9 protein-coding genes are annotated in these 13,031 nt (G+C 70.8%); 5 read left to right on the plus strand and 4 right to left on the minus strand.

Annotated features, from left to right (window positions below; genetic code table 11):
- Positions 1-219: 219 nt before the first annotated feature.
- Positions 220-3,399 carry an isoleucine--tRNA ligase gene (gene ileS, locus AN218_RS21525; RefSeq protein ID WP_070018542.1) on the minus strand — a complete coding sequence of 1,060 codons (3,180 nt, stop codon included), beginning with the start codon at positions 3,397-3,399 and terminating at the stop codon, positions 220-222.
- A 449-nt stretch (positions 3,400-3,848) separates the two neighbouring features.
- On the opposite strand from ileS, the gene AN218_RS21530 reads away from it, so the two are divergent.
- From AN218_RS21530 to AN218_RS21545, 4 genes are all read left to right on the plus strand, one after another.
- Complete coding sequence (locus AN218_RS21530) at positions 3,849-4,754, plus strand: TraR/DksA family transcriptional regulator (RefSeq protein ID WP_070018543.1); 906 nt, start codon at positions 3,849-3,851, stop codon at positions 4,752-4,754.
- 66 nt (positions 4,755-4,820) lie between these two features.
- A complete protein-coding gene (lspA, locus tag AN218_RS21535) occupies positions 4,821-5,402 on the plus strand; it encodes a signal peptidase II (RefSeq protein WP_070018544.1) in 582 nt (193 codons plus the stop codon).
- 115 nt (positions 5,403-5,517) lie between these two features.
- Positions 5,518-6,459: an RluA family pseudouridine synthase gene (locus tag AN218_RS21540; RefSeq protein WP_070018545.1), complete on the plus strand. Its 942-nt coding sequence runs from the start codon at positions 5,518-5,520 to the stop codon at positions 6,457-6,459.
- A gap of 2 nt (positions 6,460-6,461) precedes the next feature.
- Positions 6,462-8,054 (plus strand): Na+/H+ antiporter, encoded by a 1,593-nt coding sequence (locus AN218_RS21545; RefSeq protein WP_070018546.1) that lies wholly within the window; start codon positions 6,462-6,464, stop codon positions 8,052-8,054.
- Positions 8,055-8,133: 79 nt separating this feature from the next.
- Here AN218_RS21545 and AN218_RS21550 read toward each other — a convergent pair whose 3' ends face one another.
- The gene (locus AN218_RS21550; RefSeq protein WP_079132431.1) at positions 8,134-9,273 is read right to left on the minus strand and encodes a mechanosensitive ion channel family protein; all 1,140 of its coding nucleotides are present in this window, start codon (positions 9,271-9,273) and stop codon (positions 8,134-8,136) included.
- 110 nt (positions 9,274-9,383) lie between these two features.
- On the opposite strand from AN218_RS21550, the gene AN218_RS21555 reads away from it, so the two are divergent.
- Complete coding sequence (locus AN218_RS21555) at positions 9,384-9,959, plus strand: dienelactone hydrolase family protein (protein ID WP_070018547.1); 576 nt, start codon at positions 9,384-9,386, stop codon at positions 9,957-9,959.
- A gap of 163 nt (positions 9,960-10,122) precedes the next feature.
- Here the strand turns inward: AN218_RS21555 and AN218_RS21560 are convergent, their stop codons facing one another.
- Both AN218_RS21560 and AN218_RS21565 read right to left on the minus strand, forming a co-directional pair.
- A complete protein-coding gene (locus tag AN218_RS21560) occupies positions 10,123-11,817 on the minus strand; it encodes an alkaline phosphatase D family protein (RefSeq protein WP_070018548.1) in 1,695 nt (564 codons plus the stop codon).
- A 288-nt stretch (positions 11,818-12,105) separates the two neighbouring features.
- Positions 12,106-12,888 (minus strand): thioredoxin domain-containing protein, encoded by a 783-nt coding sequence (locus tag AN218_RS21565; RefSeq protein ID WP_070018549.1) that lies wholly within the window; start codon positions 12,886-12,888, stop codon positions 12,106-12,108.
- Positions 12,889-13,031 lie beyond the last annotated feature (143 nt).

Below are 13,031 nucleotides of genomic sequence, written 5' to 3' on the forward strand. Positions count from 1 at the left end.
AGCGAAAGGCTTCCGGGCCCGGCCCTTGGCATGACCGGTGAGCGCGGCGCGGGCGGCTGCACAGCGCCCCTGTGCGGCACCGCGAAGCGTCGGAGCCTCTTCTCACCCCGCCAGCCGGACGTCCGGCGACCTCCCGGATGCCAAGCGACAGCGGCGACGCCCGTCCGTCTCTGCGGACAGGCGCCGCCGCGTGCCGTTGAACGCCCCTCGGGCGGCTCGTCAGAGCTTGCGGAGCCGGAAGGTGAGGGAGAGCGACTCGTCCTCGAAGGGGGTGCCGAACGCGGGCTCCTCGCCGTCCTGGGGGGACGCCGGTTCGAAGTCGTCCGCGAGGACCTCGTCGGAGATCAGGCCGCTGTGGTCGAGCAGGGCCTGCTCGACCTCCTTGTCCGTCGTCGACCAGCGCAGCGCGATGCGGTCGGCGACGTCGAGGCCCGAGTTCTTGCGGGCCTCCTGGATGAGGCGGATCGCGTCACGGGCGAGGCCCGCACGGCGCAGCTCGGGCGTGATCTCCAGGTCGAGGGCGACCGTGGCGCCCGAGTCGGACGCGACGGACCAGCCCTCGCGGGGCGTCTCCGTGATGATCACTTCCTCCAGGGAGAGCGGCACGTCCTCGCCGTCCACCTCGACCGTCGCCGTGCCCTCGCGCAGCGCCGTCGAGAGGGCCGCCGCGTCCGCATCGGCGATCGCCTTGGCGACCGCCTGGGTGCCCTTGCCGAAACGGCGGCCCAGGGCACGGAAGTTGGCCTTGGCCGAGGTGTCCACCAGCGAGCCGCCGACCTCCGAAAGGGAGGCGAGCGCGCTGACGTTGAGCTCCTCCGTGATCTGGTTGCGCAGGTCGGGGGAGAGGGTCTCGAAGCCGTGCGCCGCGACGAGCGCGCGGGAGAGCGGCTGACGCGTCTTGACGCCCGACTCGGCGCGCGTCGCACGCCCCAACTCCACGAGGCGGCGCACCAGAAGCATGTCCTGCGACAGCTCCGGGTCGACCTTGCCGAGGTCCGCCTCGGGCCAGTCGGTCAGGTGCACCGAGTCGGGGGCTCCGGGTGTGACCGGGACGATCAGGTCCTGCCACACCCGTTCGGTGACGAAGGGCACGATGGGCGCCATCAGCCGCGTCACCGTCTCCAGGGTGTCGTGCAGCGTACGCAGCGCCGCCGGGTCGCCCTGCCAGAAGCGCCGACGGGAGCGCCGTACATACCAGTTGGAGAGGTCGTCCACGAACGTCGACAGCAGCTTGCCGGCGCGCTGGGTGTCGTAGTTCTCCATGGCCAGGGTCACCTGGTCGACCAGCGCGTGCAGTTCGCTCAGCAGCCAGCGGTCCAGCAGCGGCCTGCTGTCGGGCGCCGGGTCCGTCTCGGAGGGCGCCCAGGCGGACGTACGGGCGTACAGCGCCTGGAACGCCACGGTGTTCCAGAACGTCAGCAGCGTCTTGCGGACGACCTCCTGGATCGTGCCGTGGCCCACCCGGCGGGCGGCCCATGGTGAGCCGCCCGCGGCCATGAACCAGCGCACCGCGTCCGCCCCGTGCTGGTCCATCAGCGGAATCGGCTCGAGGATGTTGCCCAGGTGCTTGGACATCTTGCGGCCGTCCTCGGCGAGGATGTGGCCGAGGCAGACGACGTTCTCGTACGAGGACTTCTCGAAGACGAGCGTGCCGACGGCCATCAGCGTGTAGAACCAGCCGCGCGTCTGGTCGATGGCCTCGGAGATGAACTGCGCGGGATAGCGCTTCTCGAACAACTCCTTGTTCTTGTACGGGTATCCCCACTGTGCGAAGGGCATCGAGCCCGAGTCGTACCAGGCGTCGATGACTTCGGGGACGCGTACGGCCTCCAGCACGCAGCCCTCCGCCGGGCAGGCGAAGGCGACCTCGTCGATGTAGGGGCGGTGCGGGTCGAGCCCCGACTGATCGGTGCCCGTCAGTTCCGTCAGCTCCGCGAGGGAGCCCACACAGGTCGTGTGGCCCTCCGCGCAGCGCCAGATCGGCAGCGGCGTGCCCCAGTAGCGGTTGCGGCTGAGCGCCCAGTCGATGTTGTTGTCGAGCCAGTCGCCGTAGCGGCCGTGCTTGACCGACTCCGGATACCAGTTGGTGAGTTCGTTCTGCTCCAGCAGCTCGTCCTTGATCCGGGTCGTACGGATGTACCAGGACGGCTGCGCGTAGTAGAGCAGTGCCGTGTGGCAGCGCCAGCAGTGCGGATAGCTGTGCTCGTACGGGACATGACGCAGCAGCAGGTTCCGTGCGTCGAGGTCGGCGACGAGCGCCTCGTCGGCCTTCTTGAAGAACTGGCCCTCCACCAGGTGCAGTCCGGCCTCGAACGTGCCGTCCGGACGGACCGGGTTGACGACCGGCAGACCGTAGGCGCGGCAGGTGCGCATGTCGTCCTCGCCGAAGGCCGGGGCCTGGTGAACCAGGCCGGTGCCGTCCTCGGTCGTGACGTAGTCGGCGTTGACGACGAAGTGGGCGCCCTCCATCTCCACGATGTTGAAGGGGCGTTCGTAGTGCCAGCGCTCCATCTCGGCGCCGGTGAAGCGCTCCCCGGTCGCCTCCCAACCTCCCCCGGAGCCTGCCGGCCCGGGAGGTGCCCCCACGCCGAGCGCCTTCTCCAGCAGCGGTTCCGCGACGACGACCTTCTCCAGACCGTCGGTCGCGACGACGTAGGTGACGTCCGGGTGGGCGGCGACCGCGGTGTTGGAGACCAGCGTCCAGGGGGTGGTCGTCCACACCAGGAGCGACGCCTCACCCGCGAGGGGACCGGAGGTCAGCGGGAAGCGCACGTATACGGACGGGTCGACCACCGTCTCGTAGCCCTGGGCCAGTTCGTGGTCGGAGAGGCCGGTGCCGCAGCGCGGGCACCAGGGGGCGACGCGGTGGTCCTGGACGAGCAGGCCCTTCTCGTAGATCTGCTTCAGCGACCACCAGACCGACTGGACGTACTCCGGGTCCATGGTGCGGTAGGCGTCGTCCATGTCGACCCAGTAGCCCATGCGCGTCGTCAGCTCGGCGAAGGCGTCGGTGTGCCGGGTGACGGACTCGCGGCAGCGGGCGTTGAACTCCGCGATGCCGTAGTTCTCGATGTCCTGCTTGCCGTTGAAGCCCAGCTCGCGTTCGACGGCGAGCTCCACCGGGAGCCCGTGGCAGTCCCAGCCGGCCTTCCGCGCCACGTGGTAGCCGCGCATCGTACGGAAGCGGGGGAAGACGTCCTTGAAGACGCGGGCCTCGATGTGGTGTGCGCCGGGCATGCCGTTGGCGGTGGGAGGGCCCTCGTAGAAGACCCATTCGGGCCGCCCCTCGGACTGCTCGAGCGTGCGGGCGAAGACCTTGTTGTCCCGCCAGAAGTCGAGCACGGCATGCTCGAGGGCGGGCAGGTCGACCTGGGCGGGCACCTGGTTGTACTGCGGCATCGGGACTTCCTCCGGCGGACATCTCAGCTTCCGTCGGAGGGACGAGAGCGCCTGCCGAAACGGCGGCGGCCCCGCGGTACCACCCTCCTTGGCAGCGGGCGTGCCCGCTGCCCCCTCATTGGGGTGCGCTGCCGGGTCTACTGACACCGCTCCGGGCGGTGCTTTCTTCCGGCGGCTCCGGGGTGATCTTCGCGTCGTGCAGGCCCCCGGGCTCACACCGTCCCCGGGTCGCTCGCGGCTGCGTACGGACGCTACTCGTCCCCTTCATCGCCTGTCGCGCAGCCCAGTGTACGGGCCGTGGCGGGCTGCGCAGAGGCGGTTTTCGCGGGGCCGCGCGGGGCACAACGGATTGGAGACCGGCGTGCCCCCGTTGTCGAGCGTTCGGAGTCGATTTATCGTTCCGGTCACGTTTCGCGAGCAAGATCACAATATGTGAAGGGGCCACGGCCATGGTGGCGAGAGGATCTGCCGCGAGTTCCGCCGCGGCTGCTGACAAGTCCACGAAGAAGGCCGCGGCCGAGAAGTCCGCGAAGAAGTCCGCGAAGGCCGCACCGGCCAGGACCGCGGCGAAGAAGACCCGGCAGACCGCGGAGGGGGAGGCTCCCGCGAAGAAGAGCGCACCGGGGAGTGCGTCGGACGAGGAGACCGGCAGGGAGACGGGCAGGAAGGCGGGGGAGAGCAGGCCGGCCGCGAAGAAGACGGCGAAGGCGGCGGCCAAGAAGGCCGCGAAGAAGACCGGGAAGACCGCGAAGACGGCGTCCGGCAAGAAGACCGCATCCGGCAAGAAGGCCGCGCAGAAGAAGACGGCTGCGAAGAAGTCCGCGGCGCCGAAGGGTGCCGCACACAAGACCACGGCGAAGAAGCAGACGACAGGAGCCGAGAAGGTGGCTGCGAAGAAGACTCCGGTGGCGAAGGCCGAGAAGGTTCCCACGGCACGTGCGGTCGGGGCCCCGGCGGAGCCGGGCGCACTCGCCGTACGCGAAGGCGAGGACCCCTGGACGCCGCAAGAGGTCGAGGAGGCCCGCGGCGAGCTGCAGAGCGAGGCGGAGCGGCTGCGGAACGAGCTGGTGGCCTCCGGCGAGGCACTCGACGGGCTCATGCGCGACTCCGGCGACGGCGCGGGCGACGACGACGCCGACACCGGCACGAAGAACATCACGCGCGAGCACGAGATGGCGCTGGCCGCCAACGCCCGCGAGATGCTCTACCAGACCGAGCGCGCCATGGAGCGGCTCGACGCCGGTACGTACGGCCTCTGTGAGAACTGCGGTAACCCCATCGGCAAGGCCCGGATGCAGGCCTTCCCGCGCGCCACGCTGTGCGTGGAGTGCAAGCAGCAGCAGGAGCGGCGCTAGGTGCCGCAGGGGCGGGAGGGGGGTGGAGGGGGCAGCGACCGTCCGCATGTGTCGTACCCTCGTCGGGTGACTGAGGTGGAGCGGACTATCGGTACTCGCGACGAGACCACGCAGGAGCCCGCCGACGGTGAGCCCGGCGGTGACGAGAAGGCCGCTCCCCGCGGCAGCCGCCGGGTCGGTGTGCTGATCTCGGTGGCCGCTCTCGCCTATGTCCTCGATCTCGTCACCAAGTTGCTCGCGGTCGCCAAGCTGGAGCACCACGCGCCGATCCAGGTGGTCGGCACCGTGCTCCAGCTCGACGTCGTACGCAACCGGGGCGCGGCCTTCGGCATCGGCGAGGCGTTGACCCTGGTGCTGACGGCCATCGCGGCCGTCGTCATCGTCGTCATCGCGCGGATCGCGAGACGGCTGCACAGCGTTCCGTGGGCGATCGCGCTGGGTCTGCTGCTCGGCGGTGCCTTCGGCAATCTCACCGACCGCGTCTTCCGTTCCCCCGGCGTCTTCCAGGGCGCCGTCGTGGACTTCATCGCGCCCACGCACTTCGCGGTCTTCAACCTCGCGGACTCGGCGATCGTCTGCGGGGGCATCCTCATCGTGATCCTCTCCTTCCGCGGCCTCGACCCGGACGGCACGGTCCACCGGGACTGAGCGCCCGGAGCGGTCGACGCGCCGGACCGCCCGTTCCGCTTCCGCTTAGCCCGCCGCCGTCCGCTGTGCGTACGCGGTGACGGAGAGCACGCGGGCGTCCGGCATACTCGATCGGGTGAGCACGATCCCCGAAATCCGCACCCTTCCCGTACCGGACGGCCTGGAGGGCGAGCGCGTCGACGCCGCCATCGCCCGGATGTTCGGCTTCTCCCGTACCAAGGCCGCCGAACTGGCCGCCGGCGGCAAGGTGTTGCTGGACGGCGCCGAGGCGGGCAAGTCGGACCGCGTACACGGCGGAGCGTGGCTGGAGGTGGAGCTGCCGCCTCCGCCCGAGCCCGTACGGGTCGTGGCCGAGCCCGTGGAGGGCATGACCGTCGTCCACGACGACGCCGATCTCGTGGTGGTCGACAAGCCCGTCGGCGTCGCCGCGCATCCCAGCCCCGGCTGGAGCGGTCCGACCGTGATCGGCGGACTGGCCGCCGCCGGCTACACCGTCGCCACCTCGGGCGCCGCCGAGCGGCAGGGGATCGTGCACCGGCTGGACGTGGGGACGTCCGGGCTGATGGTGGTCGCCAAGTCCGAGCGTGCGTACACGCTGCTGAAGCAGCAGTTCCGGGAGCGGACCGTGGACAAGCGCTACCACGCCCTCGTACAAGGGCATCCGGATCCGCTCAGCGGCACCATCGACGCCCCCGTCGGCCGCCATCCGCAGCACGACTACAAGTGGGCCGTCACCGCCGAGGGCAAGCCGTCCGTCACGCACTACGACCTGATCGAGGCGTTCCGCGCGGCCAGCCTGCTCGACATCAAGCTGGAGACCGGGCGTACGCACCAGATCCGCGTGCACATGTCCGCCCACCGGCACCCCTGCGTGGGCGACCTCACCTACGGTGCGGACCCGACGCTCGCCCGGCGGCTGCGGCTGGAGCGGCAGTGGCTGCACGCCGTACGGCTCTCCTTCGAGCACCCCTCCGACGGACGGGCGGTGGAGTACGAGAGCGGATATCCGGAGGACCTCCAGCGGGCGCTGGACCTGGTACGGGAGGAGAGCGCGTAGGCGTGGACCAACTCGCTCTGCTTTTCGCCCTGTTGCTCGGTGCCGTCCTGACCGTCCCGCTCGGGGACCGGATCGGGATCCCCTCGCCCGTACTGATGACGTTGCTCGGCGGGGTACTGGCGCTGCTGCCGTTCGTGCCGGACGTCCAGGTGCCGCCGGAGTTCATCCTTCCGCTGGTGCTGCCGCCGCTGCTGTACGCGGCCGTGCAGCGCACCTCCTGGCGGCAGTTCGCGGCGAACCGGCGGCCCATCTTCCTGCTCGCGGTGGCGCTGGTGTTCGTGACGACCGCCGGGGTCGCGGCCGTCTCGCACGCGCTGGTGCCGGGGCTGGGACTGGCCGGCGCGGTCGCGCTGGGCGCGCTCGTCGCACCGCCCGATCCCGTCGCGGCGACCACGGTCGCCGGTCAACTCGGGCTGCCACGGCGGTTGGTGTCGATCCTGGAGGGCGAAGGGCTCTTCAACGACGTCACCGCGATCACGCTCTACCACGTGGCGGTCGCGGCGGCGGTCACCGGGACGTTCTCGTTCGGGGGCGCGGTCGGCGAACTGGTGCTCTCCGCGGTCGTCGCGGTCCTGGTCGGGCTCGCGCTGGGGTGGGCCGCGAACAAGCTCGCGGGGTATCTCGCGGACGCGACGCTCCAGACCGGGCTCACGCTGCTGGTGCCCTTCGCCTCGTACGTACTGGCCGAGGAGCTGCACGGCTCCGGCGTCCTGGCCGTGCTGATGACGGCGCTGTTCCTCTCCTCCGGGCGGGCCGTCGACGCGGACGACGTGCAGGGGCGGCTGGTCGGGCAGAGCTTCTGGTCGATCGTGGACACGCTCGTCACCGGTGTCGCCTTCGGCCTCATCGGGCTCGAACTGGCCGTCGTCGTCGGCCCGGTGAGCGGACGCTGGGACGAACTGCTCCCGGCGGCGCTCGCGGTGATCGCCGTCGTCGTCGTGCTGCGCCTGGTGTGGCTGCTGCCCGCGGCGTGGCTGGCCAAGCGTCTGCACCGGCGCAAGGACCTGGACGAGGACATCCCGCTCAACTGGCGTGAGACGACGGTCGTGTGGTGGGCCGGGATGCGCGGCGTGGCCTCGGTCGCGCTGGCGCTGGCCGTGCCGCTGACCGTCGCGGGCGGCGGGAGCTTCCCCGAGCGGGACGCCATCCTCTTCATCGCCTTCGCGGTCGTCCTCGCCACGCTCGTCCTCCAGGGGCTGACCCTGCCGTGGCTGGTGCGGCGGCTGCGGGTACGGGCGGACAGCGCCGCCGAACGGGAGCTGGAGCGGCGGCTCGCGCTGCGCTGCGCGAAGGCCGCGCGGCAGCGGCTGCGGGAGATCGAGGCGGTCGAGGACCTTCCCGAGGAGGTCTCCGAGGCGCTGGTGCGGCGTGCGCACGACGTGGGGGCGCGCATCTCGCCGGACATCGTGGGCGAGGAGCGGCGCGAGGCCTACACCAACCGCGTCTCCCGGATGAAGAAGGTCCACCGGCTCAACGGGGAGCTGCTCTCCGCCGCCCGGCACGAGGTGCTCGCCGCGCGCAGCGAGGCGGGCGTGGATCCGGAGGTGTGCGACCGCGTGCTGCACCAGCTCGATCTGCGCAGCTTCCGGATCTGAGCGCGGAGAACGGGGAGCGGACGGCTCCGCTCCCGTCCGTACCGCTCTCCGTCCGTGCCGACGGCCCGTACAGGACCTCCTAGGAGACCTTGCTCTCCCGGGGGCTCTCCTGGTGGTCCCTGTGGCTCTGCTGGTGCAGCGGCTGGTGACCGGCGCTCTCCGCATGCCCGTTGGCGTACTGCCCCGGGCGGTCGCCCGCCGAGGAGAGCCGGATGCCCGGCAGGGCGTACGGGTGCTCGCGCTGAAGCCATTCGAGGAGCTGTTCGCGCAGATTGCAGCGCAGCGTCCACAGGTCGTCGGACGTACGGGCGGAGACGGCGGCCCGTACCTCGATGGTGCTGGGCGTGGTGTCGGTGACCACGAGGCTCCAGTTCCGGCCGTCCCAGTAGTCGTTCGCCCGTACCAGCTCCTCCGTGCGCTTGCGAAGCGCCGCGATCGGGGCCGAGTGGTCGAGCTGGAGGTAGACGGTGCCCGTCAACTGCGGGCCGCCGCGGGACCAGTTCTCGAAGGGCTTGCTGGTGAAGTACGAGACGGGCATCGTCACGCGCCGCTCGTCCCAGGTGCGGATCACCAGATAGGAGACGGTGATCTCGTCGACCGTGCCGAACTCGTCGTCCACGACGACCTCGTCGCCGATGCGCACCATGTCGCCGAAGGCGATCGACAGACCCGCGAAGAGGTTGCCGAGAGTGGACTGCGCGGCGATACCGGCGACGATGCCGAGCACGCCGGCCGAGGCGAGCATCGAGGTGCCCAGCGTCCTCATCGCGTCGAACTGGAGCAGGATCGCGGAGGCCGCGATGACCACGACGACCGTGGTGACCAGCCGCTGGATCAGCGTGAGCTGGGTCTTCACGCGGCGGGCGCGCGCCGGGTCGTGGGCGACGCCCGTGTAGCGCACCGTGGCCGTCTCCACGACGGCGGCGAGGATCCGCAGGACCAGCCAGGCCGTCGCCGCGATGAGGATGATGTGCAGCCACAGATTGACCGTCGGGTGGTAACTGCGGGCGATCTGCGCCTGGTCGTAGAAGAGGTTGAGCAGCGCCACGAAGACGACCGCCTGCAGCGGCACCCGACCACGCCGCAGCAGTCCCCACATCGGGGTCTCCGGACGGCGGGCGTCGATACGGCGCAGCAGCCGGTCGACGCCCCAGGCGACGGCGAACGCGAGCACGATCGCACCGCCGAACACGATGAGCGGCCGTAGCACGTTCTCCATGGCGGGGTGACTCCTCGGGGATTGACGGCACTGCCGACCGTACCTGCCACCATGTGCGGTGGACCTGCCCGGGAGCGGGTCCTCAAGTGCTATGTGAGGGAAGTGACATTGTGGCCACCGTCGTGCTGTTCCACTCCGTCCTCGGGCTGCGACCCGCTGTGCACACGGCGGCCGAGCGGCTGCGGGCCGCGGGGCACGAGGTGCACACACCGGACCTGTTCGACGGGCGTACGGCGGAGACCGTCGAGGAGGGCATGGAGCTGAAGGACGAGATCGGCCGCGACGAGCTGCTGATGCGCGCGGTCACCGTCACGGCGCCGCTCTCCGCACGCGGACTCGTCTACGCGGGCCTCTCCCTCGGCGGCTCGATCGCGCAGAACCTCGCGCTGGCCGACGAGAACGCCCGCGCGCTGCTGCTTCTGCACGGCACCTCCGACCTGCCGGAGGACGCGGCCTGGGACGATCTTCCCGTACAGCTCCACGTCGCCGACCCGGACGTCTTCGAGCCGCACGACTGGCTGAACGCCTGGTATCTGCAGATGCGGAAGGCCGGGGCGGACGTGGAGATCTTCCGCTACCCGGGGGTCGGGCACCTCTTCACCGACGAGCAACTCGACGACTACGACGCGGAGTCGGCGGAGGCGATGTGGCGCACGGCGCTGGGGTTCCTGGACGGGGTGGGCTGACGGGCGGCCGCCGGGCCGGGCCCGTCCGCGGATGCGGGTGCGGAGCGGTACCCGGCCCGTGAAGGCCCCTGAACGTACGCGGTCTGCGCGCCGTTGGGCCCTCCGGCCCCTTCGGCCCGTCCGGCCGTTGCCTCGGTCAGCCCGGTCAGCCCGGTCAGCCCGGTCAGCCCGGAAGCGGATCGTCCGCCTTCTCCACGCGTTGCGAGCCGGAGAGGGTGCGGTAGGAGCGGCGGACCTCGCTGGTGGCGTCGCGGTCCTTCTTGTCGGAGAGGACGAAGTAGTCCATCTGCGCCCGCTCGGCGTCGAGATCGAGGACGCCGTAGCCGTGCGAGTCCATGTCGAGCCACCGCACATGGCGGTTGGCGGCCTTGATCGCCGCCTCCGCCACGGAGGAGACGGTGTCGGGCGCGACGTGGAGGATGTCGTCCAGGTTGTCCGACGTGACGGACGTGACCACGAACTCCGAGGCCACGGCCTCCTCTTCGGGGTACGTGGCCGCCTTGACGGGCACGTCGTTGGCGAAGGCCATGTGGATGTCGCCGGTCAGGAAGACGGTGTTCTCGATGCGCCGGTCGCGCAGGTGCGTCAGCAGCTCGTGCCGGTCGTCGGTGTAGCCGTCCCACTGGTCGACGTTGACGGCCAGTCCCTCCTTGGGGATGCCGAGCAACTCCGCGAGCGGGCCCAGCAGATGGGCCGGTACGGAGCCGAAGGCGACCGGCGCGATCATCACCGAGGTGCCGACCATGCGCCAGCGCGCCGTCGAGGCGGAGAGCCCGGACTTCAGCCAGTCGAGCTGCTTGCGCCCGGTGATGGTGCGGTCCGGGTCGTCGATCACGTCGCCGTCGCCGATGGACGCCTGCTCGTCGCGGAACGAACGCAGATCCAGCAGATGCAGATCGGCGAGACGGCCGAAGCGCAGCCGGCGGTAGGTGGTGCCCTCGATCGAGGGGCGTACCGGCATCCACTCGAAGTAGGCCTGGTGCGCGGCCCGTCGGCGGTCTTCCCAGTCGCCCTCTTCGCCGGGTGTGTGGTTGTCGGCGCCGCCGGACCAGGTGTCGTCGGCGATCTCGTGGTCGTCCCACATCGCGATCATCGCGTGCGCCGCGTGCATCGCCTGGCAGTCGGGGTCGAGCTTGTGGTGCGCGTGCCGGACGCGGTAGTCGGCGAGGGTGATCGTCTCGTGCGTGGGCTGCGCGGTGCGGACGGCCTCCTTCGTCTGCCCCTCGCGCAGATACTCGTCGTGCCCGTACTCGTAGATGTAGTCGCCGAGATGGAGCACCGCGCGCAGGTCGGTGCGGGCGGCCAGGTGCCGGTACGAGGCGAAGTAGCCGCCCTCGTAGTGCGAGCACGAGACCACGCCGAAGCGGAGGTTGTCGGTGGCGGCGTCCTCGGCGGGTGCGGTACGGGTACGGCCCGCGGGGGAGCGGACGTCGCCGGCGCTGAAGCGAAACCAGTAGGCCGTGTCCGCCGCGAGGCCGCGCACATCGGCCTTGACGGTGTGGTCGGAGGCGGCCTCGGCCTTGGCGGTGCCGTGGGCGACGACCTTGCCGAAGCCCTCGTCCTCCGCGACCTCCCAAGTGACCGTCGTGGGGCCGCCCTTGCCCGAACCGGGCACGGCCTCGGGCGAGGGCGTGACGCGCGTCCACAGGAGGACGCCGTCGGGCAGCGGATCGCCGGAGGCGACGCCGTGCAGGAACGCGGGGCCCTCGGCCGCGTACGCGCCGGAGGCGGCGCCGGCGAGGGGGAGCAGGGCCGCGGTGGCGGCGGTGGCCGCAACGACCGTACGGCGCCTGGGGCGTCCGGACGAGGGTCTGTGGTCCGGAGCCGAAGTGGGGGGTTCGTCGTGTGTCTTCGTCACGGACCTTGATGTTACGCACAAGTAGCCCTGCCGGGCAGGGCACTCGTAAGAGTTCAACTCCCCGCCGGGCGGCGTTCGGTCGCGCCATGCGGGACGTACGGGACGGACGCGGGAGACAGAGGTACGGGACGGACGTAGGGCACGGACGTACGGGACGTACGCGGGCGGCCCGCGGAAAGGCGAAGGCCGGGACGGCGGGTGCTGCCGTCCCGGCCCTCCGTGGCGCACGCGGCGCCGGTGGTGCCTAGGTCCGTCCCGTACCGTCGCCCGACGGCGCGGGTCCGGGGCTCACTTCACGCCGAGCTTCTGGAGCTCGCTCGGAAGCTGCCGCTGGTCGACGTCCTTGCCGTCGATGCGGATCGTCGGGGTCGACTGGATCTTGCTCCCCTTGAAGTCCTTGACCATCTCCAGCGCCCACCGGTCGTAAGTGCCGTCCTCCACGGCCTTCTTGAAGCCGGCGTTCTTCTTCAGCGCGGGGACGGTGTCGGCGACCTTCAGCAGGTAGTCGTCCTCGGCGAACTTGTCCTGCGTCTCCTGCGGATGGTACTGCGGCGAGTACAGCTTGTCGTGGTACTGCTGGTAGGCATCCTTGCTGACGTTGAGCGCGGCGCCCAGCGCGCTGATGGCGTTCTTCGAGCCGTCACCGCCGAGGTTGCCGTCGATCAGATCGCCCAGGTGCACCCGCAGCTTGTACTTGTCGTCCTCGGCGCCCTGCACCAGGACCTTGCCCGCGCCCTGCTCGAACTGGGCGCACGCCGGGCAGCGCAGGTCCTCGTAGACGTCGATGGTCTTCTTGGTCTTCTCGTCGCCGAGAAGGACGTAACTCCCGCCCTTGCCCGTGGTGTTGGCGGGCTTGACGAGCTTCTGCTCCTTGGCCGCCTCCCAGCCGCTGGGTGCGGTCAGCTTGGTGACGGCGAAGAAGATGCCGCCGGCGACGGCGAGTACGGCGAGGACCGCGACGCCGACGAGGAGCTGCCGCCGCATCTTGTCCTTCTTGGCCTGCCGTTCGCGTTCGGCGCGCAGCCGCTCGCGGGCCGCGCGCTTGGCGTCCTGACTGTTGCGCTTGCTCATGGGTTCCTTCTCCGTGGATACGTACGCGGTGTGCGTGTGACGACGGTGGACGGGGCGTTCGCGGCGGTGGCGTCCGCTCGCCCGCGGCCGGTCCGGCGGCGGGGCCGGTTCCGGGCGCTCAGGCGGCGGGCGCGAACGCCGGC

Source organism: Streptomyces nanshensis (assembly GCF_001751255.1).
Taxonomy (GTDB): domain Bacteria; phylum Actinomycetota; class Actinomycetes; order Streptomycetales; family Streptomycetaceae; genus Streptomyces; species Streptomyces nanshensis_A.

Coding starts and splice junctions, on each gene's coding strand:
- ileS (WP_070018542.1), bottom strand. CDS start 3,399: ATGCCGCAGTACAACCAGGTGCCCGCCCAGGTCGACCTGCCCGCCCTC.
- AN218_RS21530 (WP_070018543.1), top strand. CDS start 3,849: ATGGTGGCGAGAGGATCTGCCGCGAGTTCCGCCGCGGCTGCTGACAAG.
- AN218_RS21550 (WP_079132431.1), bottom strand. CDS start 9,273: ATGGAGAACGTGCTACGGCCGCTCATCGTGTTCGGCGGTGCGATCGTG.
- AN218_RS21565 (WP_070018549.1), bottom strand. CDS start 12,888: ATGAGCAAGCGCAACAGTCAGGACGCCAAGCGCGCGGCCCGCGAGCGG.